The following is a 25584-nucleotide window of genomic DNA, read 5'->3' as shown; positions in this document are numbered from 1 at the left end:
AATGACTGAATTAGTACAATTAAATTTTTCCGAAAAATACCAAATAAGATTGAAACAAGCCCAAGATAAACTGTATATCTTTTGCCTAATTAGAAAAAAATGGTTGGTTTATACGCCTGAAGAATGGGTTAGGCAGCACGTTCTAAATTATTTGATAAACGATTTAGGCTATTCTGTTTCTGCTATAGCTTTGGAAGTTCCGGTTGATATAACAGGAATGCGAAAACGTGCCGATATTGTAGTTTTCCGACAAGAAACACCATGGATTATGGTAGAGTGTAAAGCACCTCATATTACAATTTCACAAGCTACTTTTGATCAAATTGCTCGTTATAATATCGTTTTAGGAAGCCAGTTGTTAATGGTAACGAATGGTTTGAATCATTTTTATTGTAAGATGGACTTTGAAGAAAAACGGTATGATTTTTTGAAAGAATTGCCCAGAAAATAAAAGTTTTATAAGCTATAAATAATGAGATATGTTTAATCCTTTAAGAAGAAATATATAAGGACTAAAAAAACAAGGCTTTGGCCAGAAGAATAAGTTAACCATTTCGATTCCAGATGGAAATTATCAACCTTTCTATGAAAGACTTGGAGTTGACACAAAAGAAATAAGAGTACTAAACAACGATGAATTTCTTTTATAATAGAAAAAATACGAGAGAATTCTATTCATTCGTGTTCTGTAAATGATATCAGAAAATACCCTTTGGTGCAAGTTAAGTGAGGTTAACAATAATAAAACAAAAAGCCACTCGCAGAGTGGCTTTTTGTTATTTAAAATCTTATCTAAAGAATTAAAGAATTAATGTGTTTTATAACCAATTTACAACACCTGTTTCTACACAGTAGTTTGCACCAATAATTTTGATTTTTCCTTCTTTTTCTAAGTTATTTAAGGTTGTGCTTTGATTACGAATATCTTCTATTGTTTTCTTTACATTTTGATGATTTAATCTTTCTAATAAATCAGCATTTTTAGAAGAACGTTCTTCTCCTTCTTGAATAATTTCATCAATAATTGGAGTAAAATGATCTACTAAATGACATAAATTATTCATCTCCGTTGTATGAATTGTAGCAGCATCTAATCCGCCTTTTAATGCACCACATTTAGAGTGTCCCAAAACAACAATCAATTTTGACCCGGCGACATTGCAACCAAATTCCATAGAACCTAAAATATCTTGGTTAACGAAATTTCCTGCAATCCGTACACTAAAAATATCTCCTAAACCTTGGTCAAAAATTAATTCGGCAGAAGTACGGCTATCAATACAGCTTAAAACTACTGCAAACGGCCATTGGCCTTCTCTTGTATCATTTACCTGTGAAAGCAAATCTCTGTTTGCTTTCAGATTTTTAACAAATCTTAGGTTTCCTTCTTTTAAAAATTCTAAAGCTTTCTCCGGAGTAGTTGTTGATTGAGTTTCTGATGTATGTGTTTTCATTATATTTAATTTTAATGTGAGTGGTTTAATTTTATATTTTTTATTAGATTAATGAGCTCCTGAAACTAAAACGTAACCGAAGAATTCTCTAAATGATGGTGGATTATCGACTGTTCCACGTTCGGAAATCAATCGAATGTTAATATTATTATTTTTTGCTTTTACTTTAAATTCATCCAGATATTCGATGATATCATAATCTAAAATTCTCGTTTTACGAACATCTAATTCTAAGTTAGAACCAGGTTTCAAACCGTCCAATTCTTTTACAATAGCTCCGCGGTTAACAAATGTAACCTCTTCAGCAAAGTTCATATGGAAAATATTTCCCTCTTTTACTAACATGACGTGAGAATTGTTGTAAGATTTAATTAACGAAACCACAACTCCAACTATTAAACCTATAATAATACCTTTCAATAAATCGGTAGCAAGAATAGCGATAACTGTTACAGCAAAAGGAATTAACTGATCTTTTCCTAATTTTTTCATGTCCAAAAATTGCTTCGGATTCCCTAATTTGTAACCAATGACTAATAGAACTGAAGCTAATACGGCATTTGGAATTAAATTTAAAAATACCGGAATAGAAATAACACTCACCAATAATAAAACACCATGTGTAATTGTAGAAAGTTTTGAAAGTCCTCCACTCATAGCATTGGCAGAAGAACGAACAATAACCTGTGTTACAGGTAGTCCTCCAATTAATCCTGATAAAGAGTTTCCAATACCCTGTGCAATTAACTCACGATTTGTAGGTGTTTGACGTTTTAACGGATCCAATTTATCTGTTGCTTCTACTGATAATAAAGATTCTAATGAAGCAACAATTGCAATTGTAAATGCAACTTGCCACACCAAAGGATTTGTCAAACCAGCTCCAAAATCAGGTAATGTGAATTGTCCGAGAAAGTCAGAAACGCTTTCAGGAACAGGAACTTTTACCAATAAATCTTTGTCTATTGCAAACACTTCATGATTTGTATCTCCAATTGTGATTTGATATAAAATACCGATTAATACAGCAACCAAAGAGCCTGGTAACAATTTGAAAAAATTAGATTTTTTCGCTAAAATGTTGTCCCAAACAATTAAGATGAATAAAGAAATAAGTGTTATAATTATAGCTCCTGGCGTGATTAAATCGAAGCTAATGTTATCAAAACTAAAAACTTCTTTGTAACCTAATGCTAAAGGAATTTGTTTTAAAAAGATAGATATACCAATTGCACATAACATTCCCTTGATGACAGAAGAAGGGAAGTAATAACCAATTACACCGGCTTTTAAAATTCCTAAGAGTATTTGAAAAATACCGGCAATCACAACAGCAACCAAGAACAATTCGTATGCTCCTAAATCGGTAATAGCTGTTAATACAATAACAACTAAACCAGCTGCAGGTCCAGAAACACCAATTTCTGATTTTGAAATTAATCCGACAACGATTCCTCCTACAATACCAGCAATAATACCGGCAAATAATGGAGCACCACTAGCTAACGCAACCCCTAAACATAAAGGTAATGCAACGAAAAAGACAACAATACTCGCAGGTATGTCTTTTTTCCAATTTTGAAAAAGATTCATATAGTTTTAAAATGAATTATTTAATTTTTAAACAATAAGGTAAATTGCACTTCTAAGTCAATAACTGAACAAAAATTATGCAAAAAGATGAATTAAAAAGTTAAATAAATTCAGGAGGAGGTGTAGTAACACCATTGTTCAGAGATGAGTATATCTTAGAATGATGAAAAACTGAATATGTTTTTTGTTTTGCTTTAAAAAAAGTAAACAAATTTATAACATGAAAATAATGTATTTTTTCTGTAATTTCCTTAGAAGAACTTTGTTGATTATTTTCTTCTTCTGTTGAAGTTTGAGAAAACAATGCTTTTGAATTGTCATTTGTAGTATCGTCGCATACATTTTGCTCTAATCTCATCTGATAATCCAAATACCCCGCTAACCCTTGCATGTTCGTACTGAACACCAAAAGCAGCGTGAAAAAAATTCCAATAGTATGTTTTATCAGGTAGTCCTTCATTATGTCACAAAAATATATTTTAATTTTTAATTACAAAATACTTGAAAACTTTTTTAATAAATATTTATCATTTTATTTTATGAGGCTTAACAAAGTTTATTGATTAAAAATATGAACACAATATACAATTGATATCATAAATCATTTTTACTCAGTTTTTTTAAGAATAAATTTGCAAAAAATTAAATTTTGAGAAAGTATATAAGTGTAATGTTTTTAGTTGCTTTGGTTGCAACTACTTTTGGTCAAGGGAAAAATAATAAAGGAAAATTTTATATTTATTGGGGTTGGAATCATGCTCAGTATACAAAATCGGATATTCAGTTCAAAGGTAACGGATACGATTTTACACTAGATAATGTGGCTGCTCATGATCGTCAAACTTCTTTTGGAATGAAATATTTCCGACCAGGTTCAATGACGATTCCTCAATACAACTTCCGTTTAGGATATTTTGTTTCGGATAATTGGAACATTTCTTTCGGGATTGATCACATGAAGTATGTAATGGATCAGGATCAGGTCGTTAAGATGAATGGATCAATCAATACAGGTTCTGAATTTGATGGAAACTATCATCAAATAGATAAAAAATTAACAGAAGATTTCTTAACTTTTGAACACACAGATGGTTTAAACTATGCTAATTTAGAAGTCCGTCGTTTTGATAACATTCAACATTTTCCAATTACAAAGAATGGAAAAGGGATTGATGTGAATGTTACAGCTGGTTTAGGAGCAGGTGTTTTATACCCTCGTTCTAATGTGAAGTTAATGGGAAATGAACGTTACGATGAGTTTCATTTAGCAGGATTTGCAACTGCTGCAATGGTTGGAATCAACTTTACTTTCTGGGATTATTTCTTTATCCAAGCAGAGATGAAGGGAGGATATGCCAATATGAATGATATTCGTACTACAGCTAATAAATCGGATAAAGCGAAACAAGATTTTTTCTTCTCTCAACAAAACTTAGTTTTTGGTGCAATCATTCCTGTTTTTACTCATAAAAATAAGTTAAACTTTTAATTAAAAGGTTAAATATAAAATATATAGCTTAATTTTAAACATCGATTAGACGATTTGAAAAAATTATTAGCGGAGACATCATTTGTGTACATTATGTGCTGAATGATGTCTTTTTTTATGCTCAATTTTGAGCTTTCTCCATAAAGAATTACTATTTTTACAAGGAAATTGAATAAAATTAACATGAATAGATTTTCGATATTGGTCGCGAGTATTTTGATGACGACAACAGCAATGGGACAAAAAGTAATGACGCCAGAATTGTTATGGCAGGTAAAAAAAGTGGCTCCGGTTGGAGTAACAAAAGATCAAAAAAATCTTATTTACAAAGTAACTTCTACAGATGTTAAAACACAAGAAGATACATCAAAGACTTATATAATTTCGTTGGCTGGAGGTAAAGCTTCTGAAATTGAAGACTATAAAACTCTTTTAGCAGACGAATCTCTAAATAAAACGCAAAAATATAAAGCAGAAACTGAAAAAATTAAATTACAAAAAGTTTTTGGGTCAGACTATTATCCTGAGATGGACAAATCAAATGTTCAGATTTACAACGAATTAAATTATAGACATTGGGATACTTGGAACGATGGAAATTATGATCATTTATTGCTGTCTGAAAACAAAGAAAATGCAACAAAAATTGATGTCTTAAAAGACGAACCTTATTCAGTTTCTGAATTTGTGTGGTCGCCTGACGGTACGAAGATCTTATATGTTTCTAAAAAGAAATTTGGGACAGAATACGCTTTAAGTACAAATACAGATATCTATCAGTATGATTTAGGGACGAAAACAACAACAAATATTACAGAAGGTAAAATGGGGTATGATAATACACCAAGTTTTTCTTCTCAAGGAGATTTTGCTTTTTTGAGCATGGAACGTGATGGATATGAAGCGGATAAAAATGATTTGATTGTTCGTCGTGGTGCTGTTGAGCTGAATATTACAAAACATTGGGACGGAACAGTCCAAGGTTACAAATGGAACAATGACGGAACAAAAATTTATTTCAATGCTCCGGTTGGAGGTACCATTCAATTGTTTGAAGTTGATGTAAACTTCAAAGCGAGAAAAATGCCAGCAATCAAACAAATAACAACAGGTGATTTTGATATTGCTGACGTAAAAGAAATTGTTGGAAATAAAGCAATTGTAACCAAAACAGATATTAACCATGCAGCAGAAATCTATGTTGTTGATCTGAAATCAGGAGCTTTAACACAATTAACGAATGAAAACAAAGACATCTTCGAAAATATTGCATTGAGTGATGTAAAAGCTAGAAAAATAAAAACAACAGACGGAAAAGAAATGCATGCCTGGGTTGTTTATCCACCAAACTTTGATCCAACTAAAAAATACCCAACACTATTGTATTGTCAAGGAGGACCTCAATCTGCATTAACTCAATTTTATTCTCCTCGTTGGAATTTTCAATTAATGGCTGCGCAAGGATATATTGTAATTGCTCCTAACCGTCGTGGAATGCCGGGGCATGGAGTAGAATGGAATGAACAAATTTCGAAAGACTGGGGAGGACAGGTGATGCAGGATTATTTAGCAGCTATTGATGATATTTCAAAAGAGTCTTATGTAGACAAAGATCGACGTGGTGCTGTTGGAGCATCTTACGGAGGATATTCAGTTTATTATTTAGCAGGTATTCATGAAGGCCGTTTCAAATCATTTATTTCCCATAATGGTGTGTTTGATTTGAAATCAATGTATGGAACAACAGAAGAAATTTTCTTTACAAACTGGGATGCAGGTGGAGCATGGTGGGAAACGAATAACAAAGCTGCTCAAAAAACATATACTCATTTTGATCCAAGCAGTACAGAATTGGTAAATAAATGGAATACACCGATGTTAATTTATGTTGGTGGACGAGATTATCGCGTACCAATGGGACAAGGACAAGAAGCGTATCAGATTTTGCAATTGAAAGGAATAAAATCCCGTTTCATCTATTTTCCGGAAGAAAATCACTGGGTATTGAAACCACAGAATTCTGTAATTTGGCACACGGAGTTTTTCAAATGGCTGAAAGAAACATTGTAAAAACCTTTTATAAAAAAAGAACTGATCAGTTACAATGATAACTAAAATTTAAAAGAGGAATTTCTTTAGAAATTTCTCTTTTTTTATTTCTTTGAGAATCAATGACAATATCTAATAAACGATTCAATTATTTTTTAAAATTTTGTAGAGTAGAATAAACGTTGTAAATTCAAAAACAGAAGTCAAAACCCAATTTATGAGTAAGGATAATAACAAAATATATTTTTCAAATAGCCCATTTACTAACGGACACAAAGTAATAGATTTTGTTTGGAGTGCTCGCCTGGATGAAAATTTTGATCTTTGGATGGATCTCCATTTAGAGTCAGATAATTACGATGAAGAAGAAGAATACAAGGACGACTTGGATGAAATAGATGATATTTCACAAGAAAATGCCGAAAAACAACTTTGGATTAATTATGATCATGCCATCATTTCGAGTACATATTGGAATAACAAAGGAATAAAGATTGAGCTTGTCGATCAATTAGATTTTTCTCTTCTCAATAAAAAAGTTTATGAAGTAGATCCTCTTCCAATTGATCTTGATCAACCTGAAGAATTAGCTTTTGGGGTTTCAATGTTAGGAAATGATACTATTGCTCAACATGAAATTACATTTTTAGACACAGATGAGCTTGGCGTTTTTGATATCAAATGGAAAGGAAAAATAGCAAATACATATTTAGGAGAAACGGATTTTAACTATGATTTTTATGTGTATATGAAGAATATAAAATTTAATGGAATCAAAGTACATCCTTCTCTCGAAAAAGATAAAGTGACCGACTTTTTTGCATCTCGAATGATTCATTTCAATGATTTTGAATTGGTAGAGACAGATGAATTAGAGTTAGAAAATTATATTTTAAAATTAAAAAGACAAGAAGAATAAAGACACTTTTTTAAATCAAAACGATTTTATTGTGTCGTTTAATCATACTCTAAGCAACTCACCTTATGATCAACCAAATCATCAAAAACTGTGAAGATGAAGAAATTCAATTTCTTAATGAGATACAATCCTTCGGTTATCTGATAGGAATTCATAAGAAGACTTATGAAGTTGAATTTGTTTCTCAAAATATTGATGAAGTATTTCAGATTTTACCGACTGAAATATTAGGTTTAGATCTAAACGAAATTCACAATTTTGAAATAGATTTCAATGAAATTTTAAATCAGGAAAAAGGAGAATTTCTAAGAGGTCATACTCAAATAAATTCCAACAGTTACCATGTAACAACATTTTATACAGACCATTTTATTTACCTGGAATTAGAAAAATTTACTACATCAGAGAACGCATTATATTACAGTTATTCAGAACAAATACTTTATTCTAAAACGATTGATGATACATGGAACTATTTGATTTCTTCTATCAAAAAATTGACTGGATATGATCGTGTAATGCTGTACAAATTTTTGGAAGATGATAGCGGAATCGTAATAGGAGAAAAAATAAACGAAGGATTAGAACCTTATTTGGGATTACGTTACCCTGAATTTGATATTCCGAAGCAAGCTCGCCAATTGTATTTGAAGAAAAAGAGCCGAATGGTTTCGGATGTTGATGGAAAAAGAATTCCATTGATTAGTTCCAAAAATCAGAAAATTGACTTGATGTATTCTTCTGTAAGAGCGCTTTCACCGGTACATCTCCAATATCTTCGAAATGCTGACTGCTTGGCCAGTTTCTCAATTTCAATTGTAATTAATGAGAAATTGTGGGGAATTGTAGCCTGTCAAAATCACTTGTCAAAATATATTCCGAATCAGGTTCGCTTGCAAACGGAATTGCTGACTGATTTAGCAAGATTGACTTATGTGAATTTTAAATCGAGTGAACAGTTGAAATTTCAAAATCATTTTAATGAAATTATTATCAAACTCAAGGAAAATCTTTTAACAGAAGAAAACCTTGAGAATTCGATGAATACTAATTTGAATCAGGTTTTGAACTTAACAAAAGCAGATGGGATTGCTTTGGTTAATTTTAATAAAGTTTTTACAGAAGGAGAAACGCCGGGAGAAGATGAAATTTTAAGGATAAAAGAATGGGCTGCGAAGAAAAAGTCGGGGCAATTGTTTACATCAAATTCCTTTTACATCGACTATGGAGAAAAGTTGAATCTCAGTATAAATGCTGCCGGTGTGATGTTTTGTTTTTTAGATCAAAGTTTTAAACATTTTATCATTTGGTTCAAAAAAGAACAGGTTCAAAAATTGAATTGGGCCGGAGAACCTAATAAAATTGAGAAAGTGGAAATTGTTGATGATAAAGAAATTCTTTATTTCTCACCAAGAACTTCTTTCAAAATATGGCAAGAAGAAATAAAACATAAATCATTTATTTGGCTGGAAAGGGAGAAATATGTTGCAAAAGAAGTTGTAAAATTAATTATTGAAACACTCCATCTTCAATCATTTAAAATCCATAGTTTATATGAACAATTAAAAGAGATAAACGATGAATTGGATTCATTCTCTTATACTGTTTCTCATGATTTGAGAACACCTTTATCCATTATGAAACTGAATTGTCAAATGCTGCAGCGAAGTTTGAGAGAGGATCAGGTAAAAAATGACCGATTGAAAAGTGTGATCGATGAAATAGATGGAATGACTCAAATGATGCAGGACCTTTTGGTATTGAGTAAAGCTAAAAAATCTGAAATTATTTTGTCAACAATCGAAACAAAACCAATTGTCGAAAAAATTGTACATGATGTTCTGTTGTATTATAAAACAAAAAATACAGAAGTCATAGTAGAGCGCATTCATAATGTTTTAGGAGATAAAACAATGTTTTATGAAGTGTTATTAAACATCATAGGAAATGCGGTGAAATATTCTTCACAAGAACAACATCCGAAAATTATGATTTCATCTGAAATTGAAAATGAAGATGTTATTTTTGAAGTAAAGGATAACGGGATTGGAATTAAACAGGAAGATTACAGTAAAATGTTTAAACTTTTTAGCCGTATGTCGAATACCGGGAATATTTCAGGAAATGGCGTAGGGCTTTCTATTGCACACCGAATGATGAATAGAATGAATGGAAAAATAACTTTTAATAGTAAAGAAGGAGAAGGAACAACCTTTGTATTAACGTTTAAAAAATGTAATGATGTTATCTGATTATTTAAAAGAAAAAACAGCAGCTTATCATAGTGAAATTGAAGAGAAATTAGAATCGAATAAACTGTTTAACAGCACATTTACAGATAAAAATTACTATAAAATGCTGCAAGTCAATCATATTTTTTTGAAATCCTATGAGGATTCGATTAAACAGTTTTTGAATGAAAAAGATTTAGAAAATTTAGCTTTAACAAAACTTGATAAATTAGTTTTAATAGAAAGAGATCTTCAGGAGTTAGGTTTAGAAGAAATAAAAACGCAGAAACAATTCGAGTTACATAATAGAGCGGAGGCTATAGGAGCTCTTTATGTTATCGAAGGCTCTATGTTAGGAGGAAATGTGATTGCGAAAACCTTGAAGAAATATCCTTTCTTAGAAAATAAAAGTTTCAATTATTTTGGGCATTATGGAGAAAATCTCGGGCACATTTGGAAAACATTTATCGCTTATATTAATCAAGAATTTACGACAGAAGAAGAAAAGCAACTCGTTTTTGAAGGCACGAGAAAGGCTTACGAAGATTTGATCGCTTTTGCTTAAAAAATAAATTTATAAACTGGTTTAATACAAATTGAACCAGTTTTTTATTTCATACTATTTTTGAGGACGATTGAGAAGAGCTATTATAAACCTAATTTTAGGAGCGATGAATAATAATTATCTTTTGCCGCTAGATTTGATATTTTTTTAATTCATTCTAAGACTAAAACTTTCTAAATTTGAAACATGAAAAAAACAATACTTAGTATATTTTCTGCAATTGTTTTAACTGTTTCAGTTACAACAAATGCACAAGAAGTCGAAGAGCAAATTATAATTGAAAACCGCGTAAATGATATCAAACAACAAGATAAACCTTATGTTATTTTGATTTCTGCTGATGGTTTTCGTTATGATTATGCCGAAAAACATGGCGCAAAGAACTTAATGGAATTTGCTAAAAATGGAGTGAAAGCTGATGCGATGTATCCATCTTTTCCGTCTGTTACTTTTCCCAATCATTACACAATTGTTACAGGATTAACACCTATTCATCATGGTTTGGTAGGAAATAATATGTATGATAGAGAAACAGGAGAACGTTATTCTTTGGGAAATAGAAATGCAGTGATCAATTCGAAATGGTATGGAGGAACACCTATTTGGAATCTTGCAGAACAAAATAAAATGTTGGCTGCTTGTTATTATTGGCCGGGTTCTGAAGCACCAATTAACGGAATGTTTCCTACTTATTCATATAAATATTCTGAGAAGTCTCCAATTGATTACCGCATTCAACAAGTTGTAAACTGGTTAGAATTACCGGCAGAAAAACGCCCGCATTTAATCACATTTTATTTTCCGGAAGTTGATCACGCCGGACATTCATTTGGCCCCGATGCAAAGGAAACAAAAGAGGCGGTTCATTTTGTAGACGAGTCCATCAAAAAATTGAATGATGCCGTTGGAAAAACAGGTTTGAAAGTGAATTTTGTTTTTGTTTCTGATCACGGAATGACAAGAATAGACAATGAAAATCCATTGAAGTTGCCCATCAAAATAGATGACTCGAAAGTTCAGGTTGCATCAAATGGTTCGTATGTAAGTTTGTTTGTGAAAAATAAAAATGATATTGAGTCAATTTATAAAGAAATAAAAGCTACGAAGAATCATACGTTCGATGTTTATAAAACAACAAATGTTCCTTCTAAATATCATTTTGACACAAAGAACGATAGATACAATCGTATTGGGGATATTATCCTGATTGCGCATGCACCAAATTATTTTTCGAATAACAATGCGCCGAAAGGTTCGCATGGTTTCTATGTGAAAGAAACCCCTGAAATGAAAGCAACTTTTATGGCTTGGGGGCCGAATTTTAAAAAAGGAAAAGAAATCAATGTATTTCCAAATACGGAGGTGTATCCAATGCTGGCAAAATTATTAGGTTTACCAATCACAGAAAAAATTGATGGATCAAATCAATTAGCAACTAAAATTCTTGTGAAATAATTAGACTATAAAATCAAAAAAAGGACAACTTTAAGTTGTCCTTTTTTTGATTTTATTAGTTTTTCTTAAAATTCAAATTTGAGATTACAATGGCAAAAATGATAATCGCAATTCCGGTCCATTGTATGGCTAACACTTGCTCCTGTAAAACAATAAAAGCCATCGTAACAGAAACGGGTAATTCTATTGAAGATACAATACTTCCTAGTCCTAATCCTGTATTTGGAAAACCTTTATTTAATAAGATGGGAGGTAGCACTGTTCCGAATAAAGATAAAAACAATCCCCATGTAAAGAAGATTTCAAGATTTAAAGGATGAATACTTGTTACATCATCAGAAAAATTTCTGTATAAATCCATTAAACCACTAAAATAGTATGGTCCCAATTGGCTGAAAAATACAAATAAAGCGACAATAATACCACCCCCAAAAAGCATATATATACTCTTTTTATACGGAGGCAAATAAGTGGCGACACGATTTGAGGTAAACATAGTTGTTGTAAACGAACAAGCTGCTAGGAATCCCCAAAATAAACCTTTCGGGTTGAGTTCTATTTCCTGATTGATTAAATTTGTAGCCAAAACTGTTCCTGCTAACACAAGTAGCATAGCCACTAATTTTTTAGCAGAAGGAATTTTTTTACTCAATACACTTTCTACTAAAATACTTAACCAGACAGTTTGCATTAACAATACAATTGCAATTGAAACATTGATATATTGTACGGCTAAATAATAAAATAAACTTGTGAAACCCAGGGAAGTTCCGGCTAGCATAAGTCTTCTTTTATCTTTAGGTTTTACTGCTGGTGTATTTTTATTCTTTTTAGACATAATCAAATTAATAATCCCTAAAATGATAATCCCTAAAACAAATTGAGAAGCGGTAACTTCTGCTGTCGTATAGCCCTGATCGTACGCTACTTTTACAAAAGTTGCTAACATTCCATAAAAACTAGAGCCCATTGCGACAAACAAAACCCCCTTCAATAAATTCTTATTCTCCATAATTATTTTTCACAAAAAAGGCTTGATATTTTATTAATCAAGCCATGCAAGTTACTATATTTTGATGAACTAAAAAAGCCCGTTTATTTCTCCTTCTATCTTGTTGAAGATGAAACCTAAGTCTTCTTTATTTTCAACAAAATCTAAATTGTCAACATCGATTACCAAGATTTTTCCTTCTTTGTAATTTGAAATCCATTTGTCGTATTTTTCATTTAATCGACTTAAATAATCAATGCTAATAGAATTTTCATAATCACGACCACGTTTTTGTATTTGCGCGACTAAAGTTGGAATAGAAGCTTTAAGATAAATCAGTAAATCCGGAGCTTCAACAAAACTAGTCATTAAGTTAAAAACACGTAAATAATTATTGTAATCTCGTGTAGATAAAAGTCCCATATCATTTAAGTTGCTCGCAAAAATGTGCGCATCTTCATAAATTGTACGGTCTTGGATAATATCTTTACCACTTTCTCTAATTTCTTTTACTTGATTGAAACGGCTTCCTAAAAAGTAAATCTGAAGATTGAAGGCCCATTTCTCCATATCATTGTAAAAATCATCCAAATAAGGATTCATTTCTACATCTTCAAATTGAGCTGTCCAGTTGTATTGTTTTGCTAAAAGATTTGTTAGAGTAGTTTTACCTGCTCCAATATTTCCGGCGATGGCGATATGCATTTTCCAATTATTTTAACGTTTGCAAATATACTAAAGCTTAATTTTCAAAACAAAATCTAAGCGAGCAACCCATAGAAAAAACTTTTTTTAGAAAAAAATTATTCCGATCGATTTATGTATTTTTATTCCGTTTGAAAGACCAATTACTTTTCATTATAAAATAAATTGGATCGAATGATTTATGATTTAATTTATTGGATAAATAGTTTCTTATTTTATAATAGCGTACACATTTACTTTATCCCCGTCAAGGGTGTAAAAGTTTGTTTCGTTGAAAGCCATACTTTTTACTTTTTTTAACTCAATAAAAATTGTTGAAACCTTAGAATTCATATTTATTGAGATTAGTTCGTTGTTTTTTACATAGAAAATAACATCTTTGTAAAAATAGAACGGTTGATTTTCTGTATCTAATTCAAAATTGGATTTAAAGTTTCCATAATCATCATAAATATAAATCGTTTTCTGCGCCTTTAAGTAAACGGAATTTTTATAAACATGGATTTTATCGATGGATTGATCGCTATTTTTCAAATATATCTGTTTCGAACTTAAAATTGGTTTTTGCAATTGGTAATTAAAATACATCAGTTTATTTCCGATTATATCATAAAACCAACAAAATTGATTGTCGACAACTTTTAAAGCAACCGGCATAAAATCAGTGGATTTTAGTTGGATGATATCTTGAATAGGATTGAGGTCTTCGTCTAAAATGGTAAGCTGATTAAAATTTGAATAAACATAAGAGCGAAGCGGATTAGTTGTATCAACAGAAGTAATTACATTTTTTAAATCCACAATTTTATTTTTTTTGGTCTGAAATCTTTTTTCAACTTTCGTATCAGAAATCAAATAAATGGAATTATTGAGATCAGTATCAATGGTTTTTGTCATTTTATTTTCAAGCAAAATTGAATCTTTCAGCTCAAATTGTTGAGCTAAAGCATTAAAAAATGTCAAAATAAAAAAGAGTGAAAAAATGATTTTCATTTATTTGAGAATTACTTCATAACCAAATCTACAAATTGAGAGCATGATTACCAAAATAAATATGTAACGAATAAATTTGTTTCCTTTGTTAATGGCTAGTTTAGCTCCAATAAAGCCACCTAATGCATTGCAAACGGCCATTGGTAAGGCTATTTTCCATATAATTTGTCCCTTGATCAGAAACAAACAAATCGATCCGAAATTGGTAGCCAAATTGATTAATTTGGCATTGGTATTTGCCTTTAGGAAATCCATTCCCAAAAGTGTCACAAAACCTAGAATAAAAAAAGTTCCCGTTGCAGGACCAATGAAACCGTCGTAAAAACCAACAGCCACACTTACGATACAACCATTGATAATTGCAATATGATAAGGAATCTTTCGTTCTGTAGCTTGCCCAAAATCTTTCTTAAAAATGGTATAAACAGCCAGAATAATAAGAATGATTAGTAAAACAGGTTTCATAAAGTCGTTGTTAATAATCGTCAACAGCTGCGAGCCTAGGAAAGCTGAAACAAAAGCACATATTGCCATAATGGCAAAAAGTTTCCAATCTATTTTTACTTTTTTCAGATATTGAAAAGTTGCTAATGCTGTGCCACTAAATGCCGGAATTTTTAAAGTTCCAATAACTGTTGAAACAGGTAAGTTAGGTAAAAATGCGAGGGATAATGGAGTTTGAATTAATCCTCCACCTCCAACAATAGCATCTATAAATCCCGCTAGAAATGCGGCAGAACACAGATAAAATAGAATTTCGATTTCCAATATTGAAAAATTTTGTCAAATGTAGAAATAGAAAAGGACAAAACCTTGGTTTTGTCCTTATTCAATTTTATAATGTTTAAATTATTTTACAATAAATTTAACGGTTCCATAAGATCCGTCTGTATAAGCTACCCGTGCAAAATATACTCCGGCTTTCAACGCTGAAATATTAACATTTTTAGCATTCACTTCAGCTAATCTTGTGCCTGTTAAATCACCAACAAGAACACTTTTAATTTCTTTGTTCGAAATCATATTCAGGACTCCTCCGTTTACAACGGCTTTTAATTCTACTTTAGAGACAGTTTGCTCATTAGTTGATAATGAACAGCCAGGGATGCCATTTAGTTTTAGAACACCTCCAGTTCCTGAAGTATCGCTAGTATAATGACCTACCCAAATTGATTCACAGTCATAAGCACCAATAAATAATCTTTGTATATCTTCATCTATTTTTGTCCAAGTGGCACCATTGTCATTTGTATAAGAAGAACCCGTACCTAATGATGATTCCGTACTAAATCCTGTAGAAATAAATACTCCATCTGAACCGGGAATATAAGATAAATCTCCATCATAATAGTTTGAAGCTGTTTTAAGGTCCCAATTTTCACCACCATCTTCTGTATACCATAGTAAACCGGTATTGTCAACTAATAGTCCATAAGTTGAAGAAGAAAATGACATATTGGCACTGGAAGATTCTCCAGAAAAATCATCTACAGGAGAAAAGTATGAATCCCATGTCATTCCTCTGTCTTTTGTGTGCAAAATACGCCCTGTACTAGATGTTAACCATAAGTCTTCCCCTAAGAAAACTCTTCCTGCTACATAACCATATTCTTCATTAGTTAGAGGAGAGGGAGCGGTAGATAAAGTTGTCCATGTATTACCGCCATCAGTTGTTTTATACATCTCATATTTTCCATTAAGCGGATCTCCAATAACTAACCCATTATTAGCATCGAAAAAATGTACAATGTTTCCAAAAGATCCATTCGAAAAAACACCGGATACTTTTGCCCAGTTTGCTCCTCCATTTGTAGTTTTCCATAAACCATTTGCAGTTCCTGAACCAGATGCTGGTGCAGTTACGATGAAAGCTGTAGTTCCATTAATAGCCCCTACATCAGAAATGAGTGCATTTGAAGGTAGATTAGAAACTAAATTTGCTTTCCAGTTTGTTCCTCCGTTTGTGGTTACTCCGACATATTTAGGATATGTTTGTGTTCCGGCACCGTCAAAGTATGTAATCCATGCAGTGGTAGGATCAACAATTGAATATTCTCTTGCTCCAAAAGATTGTACTGGAATACCACTGTTCTGAGTGGTGTAAGTTTGTCCATAAGAGATAGCCGAAATAGCTATCGATAGAAGAGACAGTAATTTTATTTTCATAATAAGTGTTAATTTAATTGTCACCAAATTAATGAATTAAACTTAAAATAAAAAATAAAAAGTGACCGCGAAGGGATTCGAACCCTTACTGTCAGAACCGGAATCTGATATTCTATCCATTAAATTACGCAGCCTAATGGTTTGCAAATATAGAGAAATAGACGAATTGTAACTAAATTTTCGTTCTAAAATTTCGATGTTGTGTTGCGGTAAAATAATCCCTGAAGATTTGATTGATTTCTTCTTGTTGTTTTGATGCTTTAATTCCGAGTTGAGGGTACAACTGAATAATAAATTGTGTGATTTGTGTGACAGTTTCAATTCCGAAAGTATGAATTTCAGTTTCTAAATCTTCTGAAATAGTAGAATCTTCCGCTAATAAATTTTCAATAATGTTTGCATAACCAGTAGATTTAAGCGTATTTATTTTTATAAATTCCTCAAAAATAACGAGTTGTTCAACTGAAATAATTTCAAGGCTTTTTTCTATAAAATGTTCTGCCATTCCAAGGTAATTTACAAGAAGTGTTAAATCCGCAAAGCTTCTGAATGGAATTTTTTCTACTGAATCATTGCTGTAAAAATGATTGTAAACGAAACTATAATCTTGGTGAACAAGCTGGTTTTTTACTTCAAAACTGTGAGAAGAAGTTGCAACCATTCCCATTGATTTCCATGTTTGGATTAATTTGACCTGAGATTTATCTAAAATAAAAGATTTAAATTTAGGTTCTCCATTTTCGTCTAACACTTCTTTACCATCCTCAATTATTGTTGCATTTAGAGTAAAATGTGTCAGATAAGGAGCGCCTGTTGCATAGTGCCATAATCCATTTATATGATAATTTTCTCCTTTTTTTTCAGCAGTTCCGCCAAGCATTCCACTTCCCCCAAAGCATGTTTTTCGAGATGAAAATAGCTTAAATGCAATTTCAGGTTTTAAGTTTCTTGCGAAATAATTTGCCCCACTACATAGTGTAATAAACCAGCCCAAGCTCCCGTCAATTCTAGCAATTGATTGTAAGGTGTGTAATCCTTCGGAGAATTGTAATCCTAGACCATTGTATTGTTTCGGAACCCATATATTTAACCACTTTTGAGTATGGATATAATCAAGAACAGATTGATTAAAGGTCTCTTTGTTTAATACTTCTTTTCGAAGAGTTGTTTTGTCAAGCATTTTTTTCATTCAAAATTTTTCTCCAATTAAAATACCCGGAAATTGCAACAGAAAACAAAATCAATGATAAAAAGGCGTATAAATATAAATTCTTGTGTATCATCAATGGAATAGAGATGATGTTACTTATATTTAGAAGAATCCAGTTTTCTAGTTTTCGTTTTGCCATTAACCACATCCCAGCCCAAGCAAATGCACTAACTGCTGAATCCCAGATAGGAACATCGGAATCGGTGAAATGAGTTAAAGCGAAATAGAAAATGGTAAAACTTAATAGAATAATTCCAATGACGAAACTCCATTCTCGCTTGTTTGTTTTTGATATTTCGATTTCATGTTTTTGTTTTCCAAACTTCCAATATAACCAACCGTAAATACTCATCACTAAATAGTAAATATTAAGAGTGAACTCTGCATAAAGTTTAGAATTGAACATAACGAAAAGAGATAGGGTAATACCTGCAATTCCGAATAAATAATTTTTTGGATTGTTGTATCTTGCTAATACAACTTGAAAAATTGAAAAAAGTACACCTAGCCATTCTTGCCAGGTCGTTTGTGAAATAATTTCCTTCATCATAATTTTTTTTCTTGATGAGGAGATAGAAGTTATGACTAACATCAATCCCTCCGCCAGTATTACCTGGATCAGGTGTAGAACATTTTTATGTTCTTGGGTATATTCTCAGCCAATATTTAGCACCCCATTGCGTGGCAAAGATGAAAATATCTGTAGATATTTCCTAAAGAAATGAAAGAAATTAAATTTTAATTACCCTTTAATAATTCTGGTCTTTTTGATTTTGGTAAAGTTAAGATGACAAGATTATAAGAATCTTTGATCCATTCTTTAATTTGAGAATCTTTGACGTCTTGATGAATTTTAATGGTATTCCAGTGCTTTTTGTTCATATGATAGCCAGGAGTTACAGCTTCATAAGTAGCACGTAATTCTAAGGCCTGATCAGGATCACATTTGAGATTGAGTGAATCAAATTCATTAATATTACATAAACAAAACATTTTTCCCGCGATATAGAAAACCAATGTAGATTGATCAAAAGGAAACTTTTCTTCCACTTGTGGGAGTCCTAAACAGTATGTTCTTAATTCTTCAATGTGCATGAGATAATTTTTTATGAAAGTTACAAATAAAACGAAAACGACCTTGTATACAAGGTCGTTTTCTATAAAATGTGACATGTAAATGCAATTAATTTACATCCCACCAAACACGCGTATTGATATCATCAGCTCCCATTTGTTGGATGGCTTGCTGGTAACCTTCAGGATTGTAGTTTCTTACACTGGTAGGGTAAAGTAAACGACGAGGCATTTTAGCATTATTCAACATGGTAGAGGTTGTTGGTAATTTTGGAAATCCTGTTCTTTTATACTCAAACCATTGTTGGTAATCTGTAAAGAATAAAGCAAAATATTTTTGTTCGATAATACGTTCTAACGTATTGTTGTACCTTATTTTTTCTTGTTCCATGAAATCAGTAGTAGGTTCAGTGTTTGTCCACAACAGAATGGCAGCTTTAACAGCTTTTTCGTAATGAGCTTTTGCGTCACCTCCTAAACCTTTTTGAGCGATTTCAGCTTTGATAAATTCAACTTCAGCATAGGTCATCAATGGTATTTTCATTGGAGCGACAACGATTGCATTATTCGGAGAAGAAGGATTGAATTTGAAATCTGAACTATTTCCTTCATATGCGGCGGGTATCCCTTTGTAACCTAGAGAAGAACCATCTAAACTCGAAGCTTTGTTAACTAAAATTGGTAAACGCGGATCGGTTGTTTCGTTCATTTGATCTATAAAGAAAGAGGTAAATGTTCTGCTGTCTCTGTAATCCTGTTCTCTTGGCCATGGAGATAAACTTGGTGCTAAACCAGAAATTTGAAGAATTGCTGATTCAGATTCATTTTCAAATACCGGATAGACAGTTGGATTATCAATAATTTTTTTGATTTCAGTTAATGCCGAGACATTACGATTCGAAATTCGTAACAATAGCCTCATTTTTAATGAATTTGTAAATTTTTTCCAACGAATAATATTGTTGTTTCCATTGTTATTTGGAAAGAGGATATCATTCCCATACTTCAGTCCTAAATTATTTACATACAGTGAATTTGCTTTTTCTAAGTCACTGATTAACTGTTTGTAAATATCTTCTTGTTTGTCAAATTTCGGTTTGGTAATTCCTTCTTCAGCTCTTGCAGCTTCAGAGAAGGGAACATCGCCAAACATATCCGTTAGGTTAGAGATCACGAGAGAACGTATCGTTAGAGCAACGGCTTGATAATTTACATCGCCTGCTTTTTGAGAAACCTTCAACATTTCTTCTAAATTCACAAGGTTCTTATACGCATTGTTCCATGTAGAATTACCTGTTCCTGTTGTCACATCATAACGATGAAGGCCCATTGCATTGCTTGGATAGGGAATGTGTACTTGCATCAATTGAGCTGTGATGTCGTAATTTTTAAGCACATTATTTTCCGCTAAATCGTATAAGACAGGATTTAATACAGAGCCTGAATTAATTTCTGTGATTAAGTTGGGATCTTCATTCGTTTTTTCAAAATCATTTGTGCAAGAAAAAACGGTTGAAATCATGGTTAAAGCGAGTACTATTTTAATTGAAATTTTTTTCATTTTAATAAATTGAATATTGAAAATTATAATGAAGCTTTTAATGTGATACCATAGGTAGCAGTTGATGGCATTTGTCCCATTTCAACTCCGGGAACATACATATTTCCATTTAATGAAGCTGTTTCCGGATCATATAAAGGAAAATCACTGATGGTGAATAAATCACGCCCGTAAACAGTTAATGATAAAGCTTCCAAACCTGTTTTGGATAATAATCTTTTAGGAAAATCAAACGTGAAACTAACTTCTCTTAATTTTAAATAGGATGCTTCAAATGAATTTGATTCTACATTTGCCCGACGGTTGTATTCTGCATAATAAGTTGCTACATCAGCTTTTGTAGTGTTCGGAGAATATGTTCCGTCAGCATTTAAAACAACTCCATTTCCTATGATATAACCTTCTTCTCGTCCTGGTAATGAATCGGCTAATTTGCCTTGTTCCATCATTTTATGATAAGTTTGAGAATAAACAATTCCTCCATATTGACCATCTAAAGTAAAACTAAAACGAAAAGATTTATACTTGATTTCGTTTGTGAACCCGGCTTTCCATTTAGGTGTTGCATCTCCTACATACTCTAGTAAACCATTTTTAATTGGAACCCCGGTTTTAGCATCATAAATAATTTGTCCTGCTTCATTACGAACAAATTTTTCCCCGTATAAAGCATTATAAGCTCCCCCTACTTTGGCAATTTGATAAACCGTTCCGGATTGGTCAAGAATCATTTGATCATCTTCGATTCCTTCAACTAAAGATTTTATCTTACTTTCATTCTTTGCCCAGTTGGCTGTCATTCTCCATTCAAAATTTTTATTTTTAACAGGTGAATACGAAGCGGTTAATTCAATTCCTTTGTTTTCTATTTCACCTCCATTTACAACTCGTTTAGAGTAACCTGTTGTGATATCGTTAGGCAATTCGAAAATTTGATTTTTTGTACTTTGTTGATAAACTGTAAAATCTAAACTCACTCTTTTTTTGAATAACAAAGCTTCAAAACCTGTTTCCCAAGAGGTCGTAGTTTCAGGTTTGATATTCGGATTAAATAATTTTCCCGAAACAACTGCAGAAGCAGTAAAATCACTTTGCTCATAATATCTATTGGTCCAGCCTGGTGTTCCACCATTTCCTACTTTTGCAAATGACAGACGATATTTTAAATAATTCACAGGCCCTTTAATTTTAAATAAATCGGATAAAATAAAGCTGGATGATATTGAAGGATAGAAGAATGAACTATATTTAAGCGCTACAGAAGAATTCCAATCATTTCTTGACGTTATATCTACAAAAATCATATCTTTCCATCCAAAAGAGGCCATTCCATATAATGAATTTTCTTTCAAATTAGAATCGTATGTACGGGTAAAAGGAGAAGTTAATCCATTCGAAAGCTTATATACGCCCGGTGAAGCTAATCCATTTACCCAAGCGGTAAGATTACGGTATTCATAATTTTTTCTATTTCCTCCAAGATTTGCAGTCAATCCAAAATCTCCCCATTTATCAGTATAAGTCAATAGGAAATCGACATTTGTTTCCGTTTTTGAAATGTCTTGTCTTTTGTAGTAACCATTTGGTGTACGGTTCATGTCAAAAGGACGTTTTTGTTCACGTAATTGGGTATAGGTATTGATAGCGGGGCGTAGCATTAAATTTAATTTATTTGTCAATTTAAAATCAACTTTAACGTTTCCTACAAGTTGGTTGCTACTCATTGGATTTACCGCTTCGTATGCAATGGCGTATGGATTGTCCATATAGGAACTATAAGGGCGAATCATTTTTACTCCATCAAAATCTTTTTTCCAAATAGGTTTGTACCAAGCCAAATCAACATTTGGATTTTGGAAAATCATAAAGTAAGCTATTGACCCATTATTATATCCGGTTCCGGGCAAATTATCGCTTGTTTTTCGGGTATAATTTAAAACAGTCGAAACTTTGATACGGTCGCTAACTTCGTAGTTTCCATTGATAGAAGCCGTGTAGTTTTCGTATCCTGTATTAGGCATAATCCAACTGTTTTTTTGATGACCAATAGAGGCTCTTATGCTTCCTTTTTCATTACCGCCTGAAAGGGTAACAGAATTACTGAATGTGAATCCTGTTTGCCAAAATCCTTTTCTATTGTCTTTATAAGGACGCCATAGTGTTCTTTCAGTTCCTTGCTTTTCTAAATTTGGATCATATTGAAAGAACTGTTGTCCATTAAATTTAGGCCCGAAAGCAGAAGAAGTACTACCTGTATTTGGTCCGTCTACAGAAGTCTGGTACGAATAATAAGGGTTGCCATTCTTATCAAAACTTTTTCCTGTTCCTTGTCCATATTCATATTGAAAATCTGGCCAGTTATTTACCACATCAACTGCAACAGTGGATTTATATTCTAATCCAAGCTTTTTTCCTTTCTTTCCTGATTTTGTTGTTATAATCAATGCTCCATTCGCAGCTTTGTTTCCATATAAAGCAGCAGCAGCGGGACCTTTTAAAACTGTAACACTTTCAATATCGGCTTGATTAATATCGGAAATACCATTTCCAAAATCGATAGGTGAATCATCTCCCATATAAGCCGTGTTGTTTCCGGATGAGGTCATTTCTGTACTCATAGGAACTCCATCGATGACGATTAGAGCATAATTTTTTGATGGATCAATAGAATTGGCTCCGCGTAAAATAATTTGCTGAGAGTTAATAGGTCCGTTTCCTCCGGAGATAATATTCAAACCTGCAACTTTTCCTTTCAAACCAGATGACCAGTTGTTTGCCTCGGCTGTAGCCAATTCTTTTGCATCAATTTTTTGCTGCGCAAATCCAAGTTTTTTCTGTTCTCGTTTTATTCCTAAAGCAGTGACAATGACTTCATTTAGTTGATTTGCTTCTTCTTGTAAAATAATTTTAATTTGAGAAATATCTTTTGGCGTATATTCTACATATTTATGTTGAGAAGAATTTACCAGTAGAGTTGGATGTGTAACATTAATTGAGATAAATTCAAAGTTACCATCACTGTCCGTAAAAGTCTTGAATGAAGTTCCTTTGATGATAATTTCGACATCTGCTACTCCAAATCCATTTTGGTCAACTATTCGCCCTTTGATAGGGTTTTGATCTTTCGAAATTGTATAGTTATGAATTGTATTACTATAAGTTTTAGCATTGGCGTGTAAACTTAAAAATCCACTAAGTAGAAGTAGTGGTAATTTTAATTGCTTCATGACTGTGAGTATAAATATGTTTATGTGTTAAAAATTTTAACAAAACTAACCGTTCTTTTCTTGAGTGAGTTTAAATAAGGATTAAGAGATTTTTAAGTAAACATTACTAAAATAGAGGTGTTGAAAATAATTTTACATTAAACAAAGGGTTTATTGATTTTTATTTAACAGTATAAAATTGTAATTTATCTTATCCAAAAAAGCCACTTCGTAAAGAAGTGGCTAATCAAGATGTGTAAAAACGGTTATTTGATAACTTCAAAAGAAGATTTTTCTGTAAATGTATGACCATACAAATCAGTTGCTTTTACTTCGATTTGATATGTACCTGTTTTTAGTTTATTTGGTAATCGAACCGACCAAATATGTTTTGATATTTCCGGAGCGGAAGGTCTATTTCCAATATTTGTAATCTCAGCATTATCGATTTTCATGATAGTTTCCATATAGTTGTAATCGACTGTAGGATCCCAATTCATTTCTTTCCATTCGCCATTGTTTACTCTATATTCAACTTTATTTGATTCGTGTCCCATGAAGAAATTTGCATAAAGAAATGCCCTGTTACGTTTTCCTTCTTTTACTTTTTTTGTGTGGTATAAATCAATTTGTTTCTCTTTAGGAGAATTAGCTACTTTATAGTCAAACTTATATTGATTACCATCTATATGTAAAAAAGCATATCCTTTAGGTGTTCCGTCACGCATCGTAGATGCCGGAACTCCTTTTGCATCTTTTGGACCTGAATACCAATCACCGGAAGTAGTCCCTACATTATATTCATGATGAGGTTTCTGCTGTGCCCAACCGTCCTGATTAGTATAGAAAATCTGTTCCTGAAAATGCGTATGTGCAGACATCGAAACAGTATTTGGGTAATCTTTTAATAAGTCGAATAATTTGTTTCTGTCTTCCGGTCGTGTGTCACGTAATGGAATGTGAAATGCTAAAACAATCAAATGATCCTTGGGTACAAATTTTAAATCATTTTTGATGAATTCCAATTGATCGGGACGGAATCCTCCCCAATATCCTTTTCCATCTCGCGGATCTGGATACAAAATATCATCCAATACAATGAAATGAGCCTTACCGATATTATACGAATAGTTATTTGGTCCAAAATTTTTCTCAAACGTTTCATCCGCATACTGATCTTCTTTCGCGTCATAATTCATATCATGATTTCCCATGACATTGTACCACGGTAAACCAACTTTTGAGACAGTTTTGATATAAGAGGGATGAAGGTTTAAATCGTCACCAACCAAATCACCTAAGGAAAGTCCAAATTCCATTCCTTTGATTCCTTTTACATCGTCGATTATACCTTTTGAGAAATAGTCAATTTCTTCTTCTGTATAAGCTTGAGGGTCGCCAAAAATTAATGCTGAAAATTTTTCATTTTCTTTTGTAGGAATTAAGGCGAAATCAACACTTTTGGGAATGCTTCCTGTCGGAGCAGAACCTGTATATTCTAATTTTGGAGAACCATTTGGTTTATGAATATAGAAGAATTGAGGCTGATTAAATTCATTCGTTGGCGTTTTATAATTTGTAGGTTTAACGACAAATAAAATTGTTTCATTATCAATACTGATTTGATATTCTCCTTTTTCATTGGTAGAAACAACTTGTTTCCCGTTACTCACTTGTACATTCGCCAAGCGTTTTTCAGATTTATCAAATTTGTTGTTTTGATTTTTATCTTCAAAAACGATTCCTTTTGCAATTTGTTGGGCGTGTAAAGAAGTATAAAAACCTCCCATTAATACCAGCGATAATACGATTTTTTTCATTGTGTGCATCTCTTGTTTTGTAGATGCTAAAATTCTATATTTTATGCTGTTTTTAGATTAATACAAGAATAAGTAAAGATTAAATAAAGGTAAAATTATACCC

General features: G+C 32.2%; 21 protein-coding genes and 1 tRNA gene. 7 read left to right on the top strand and 15 right to left on the bottom strand.

Annotated elements, in window-relative coordinates; all coding sequences use genetic code 11:
- Nucleotide 1 precedes the first annotated feature (1 nt).
- Nucleotides 2–451, top strand: a complete 450-nt coding sequence (locus H277_RS0114085; RefSeq protein WP_019976258.1) for a type I restriction enzyme HsdR N-terminal domain-containing protein — start codon at nt 2–4, stop codon at nt 449–451.
- A gap of 367 nt (nt 452–818) precedes the next feature.
- On the opposite strand, the gene H277_RS0114080 is transcribed toward H277_RS0114085, so the two are convergent.
- From H277_RS0114080 to H277_RS0114070, 3 genes are all read right to left on the bottom strand, one after another.
- The gene (locus tag H277_RS0114080; protein WP_019976257.1) at nt 819–1454 is read right to left on the bottom strand and encodes a carbonic anhydrase family protein; all 636 of its coding nucleotides are present in this window, start codon (nt 1452–1454) and stop codon (nt 819–821) included.
- 48 nt (nt 1455–1502) lie between these two features.
- Nucleotides 1503–3047, bottom strand: a complete 1545-nt coding sequence (locus H277_RS0114075; protein WP_019976256.1) for a SulP family inorganic anion transporter — start codon at nt 3045–3047, stop codon at nt 1503–1505.
- A gap of 100 nt (nt 3048–3147) precedes the next feature.
- Nucleotides 3148–3438, bottom strand: a complete 291-nt coding sequence (locus H277_RS0114070) for a hypothetical protein (protein WP_146810445.1) — start codon at nt 3436–3438, stop codon at nt 3148–3150.
- Between the two features lie 279 nt (nt 3439–3717).
- Between H277_RS0114070 and H277_RS0114065 the strand changes: the two genes are divergently transcribed.
- The 6 genes from H277_RS0114065 (at nt 3718) to H277_RS0114040 (ending at nt 11755) form a co-directional block, all read left to right on the top strand.
- Nucleotides 3718–4536 carry a hypothetical protein gene (locus H277_RS0114065; RefSeq protein ID WP_019976254.1) on the top strand — a complete coding sequence of 273 codons (819 nt, stop codon included), beginning with the start codon at nt 3718–3720 and terminating at the stop codon, nt 4534–4536.
- Nucleotides 4537–4719: 183 nt separating this feature from the next.
- On the top strand, nt 4720–6606 hold the full coding sequence (locus H277_RS0114060) for a S9 family peptidase (RefSeq protein WP_026357618.1): 1887 nt from the start codon (nt 4720–4722) through the stop codon (nt 6604–6606).
- 196 nt (nt 6607–6802) lie between these two features.
- A complete protein-coding gene (locus H277_RS0114055; RefSeq protein ID WP_019976252.1) occupies nt 6803–7504 on the top strand; it encodes a hypothetical protein in 702 nt (233 codons plus the stop codon).
- Nucleotides 7505–7569: 65 nt separating this feature from the next.
- On the top strand, nt 7570–9756 hold the full coding sequence (locus tag H277_RS0114050) for an ATP-binding protein (protein ID WP_019976251.1): 2187 nt from the start codon (nt 7570–7572) through the stop codon (nt 9754–9756).
- Complete coding sequence (locus H277_RS0114045) at nt 9743–10300, top strand: biliverdin-producing heme oxygenase (protein WP_081623234.1); 558 nt, start codon at nt 9743–9745, stop codon at nt 10298–10300. Before H277_RS0114050 ends, H277_RS0114045 begins: the two co-directional genes overlap by 14 nt.
- Nucleotides 10301–10486: 186 nt before the next feature.
- Nucleotides 10487–11755 (top strand): alkaline phosphatase family protein, encoded by a 1269-nt coding sequence (locus H277_RS0114040; RefSeq protein WP_019976249.1) that lies wholly within the window; start codon nt 10487–10489, stop codon nt 11753–11755.
- 55 nt (nt 11756–11810) lie between these two features.
- Here the strand turns inward: H277_RS0114040 and H277_RS0114035 are convergent, their stop codons facing one another.
- The 12 genes from H277_RS0114035 to H277_RS0113980 all read right to left on the bottom strand — a co-directional run bounded on the left by H277_RS0114035 (nt 11811) and on the right by H277_RS0113980 (nt 25481).
- Nucleotides 11811–12767 (bottom strand): EamA family transporter, encoded by a 957-nt coding sequence (locus H277_RS0114035; RefSeq protein WP_019976248.1) that lies wholly within the window; start codon nt 12765–12767, stop codon nt 11811–11813.
- A 69-nt stretch (nt 12768–12836) separates the two neighbouring features.
- Nucleotides 12837–13451 (bottom strand): deoxynucleoside kinase, encoded by a 615-nt coding sequence (locus tag H277_RS0114030; RefSeq protein WP_019976247.1) that lies wholly within the window; start codon nt 13449–13451, stop codon nt 12837–12839.
- Nucleotides 13452–13661: 210 nt separating this feature from the next.
- Nucleotides 13662–14444 carry a hypothetical protein gene (locus H277_RS0114025; protein WP_019976246.1) on the bottom strand — a complete coding sequence of 261 codons (783 nt, stop codon included), beginning with the start codon at nt 14442–14444 and terminating at the stop codon, nt 13662–13664.
- The gene (locus H277_RS0114020; RefSeq protein WP_019976245.1) at nt 14445–15212 is read right to left on the bottom strand and encodes a sulfite exporter TauE/SafE family protein; all 768 of its coding nucleotides are present in this window, start codon (nt 15210–15212) and stop codon (nt 14445–14447) included.
- An 81-nt stretch (nt 15213–15293) separates the two neighbouring features.
- Nucleotides 15294–16610 carry a hypothetical protein gene (locus H277_RS0114015; RefSeq protein ID WP_019976244.1) on the bottom strand — a complete coding sequence of 439 codons (1317 nt, stop codon included), beginning with the start codon at nt 16608–16610 and terminating at the stop codon, nt 15294–15296.
- 62 nt (nt 16611–16672) lie between these two features.
- Nucleotides 16673–16744 (bottom strand) — tRNA-Arg (locus H277_RS0114010).
- A gap of 38 nt (nt 16745–16782) precedes the next feature.
- The gene (locus tag H277_RS0114005; protein ID WP_019976243.1) at nt 16783–17799 is read right to left on the bottom strand and encodes an acyl-CoA dehydrogenase family protein; all 1017 of its coding nucleotides are present in this window, start codon (nt 17797–17799) and stop codon (nt 16783–16785) included.
- Nucleotides 17783–18370, bottom strand: coding sequence for a nicotinamide riboside transporter PnuC (gene pnuC / locus H277_RS0114000; protein WP_019976242.1), 588 nt, complete (start codon nt 18368–18370; stop codon nt 17783–17785). Before pnuC ends, H277_RS0114005 begins: the two co-directional genes overlap by 17 nt.
- Before the next feature lie 188 nt (nt 18371–18558).
- Complete coding sequence (locus H277_RS0113995) at nt 18559–18915, bottom strand: MmcQ/YjbR family DNA-binding protein (RefSeq protein ID WP_019976241.1); 357 nt, start codon at nt 18913–18915, stop codon at nt 18559–18561.
- Between the two features lie 88 nt (nt 18916–19003).
- A complete protein-coding gene (locus H277_RS0113990) occupies nt 19004–20455 on the bottom strand; it encodes a SusD/RagB family nutrient-binding outer membrane lipoprotein (RefSeq protein ID WP_019976240.1) in 1452 nt (483 codons plus the stop codon).
- Between the two features lie 23 nt (nt 20456–20478).
- On the bottom strand, nt 20479–23682 hold the full coding sequence (locus H277_RS0113985) for a SusC/RagA family TonB-linked outer membrane protein (RefSeq protein ID WP_019976239.1): 3204 nt from the start codon (nt 23680–23682) through the stop codon (nt 20479–20481).
- A gap of 245 nt (nt 23683–23927) precedes the next feature.
- Complete coding sequence (locus H277_RS0113980; protein WP_019976238.1) at nt 23928–25481, bottom strand: calcineurin-like phosphoesterase C-terminal domain-containing protein; 1554 nt, start codon at nt 25479–25481, stop codon at nt 23928–23930.
- Nucleotides 25482–25584 lie beyond the last annotated feature (103 nt).

The sequence above is a fragment of the Empedobacter brevis NBRC 14943 = ATCC 43319 genome (assembly GCF_000382425.1).
Classification (GTDB): Bacteria; Bacteroidota; Bacteroidia; order Flavobacteriales; family Weeksellaceae; genus Empedobacter; species Empedobacter brevis.
This window is presented reverse-complemented; position numbering and strand designations above follow the sequence as displayed.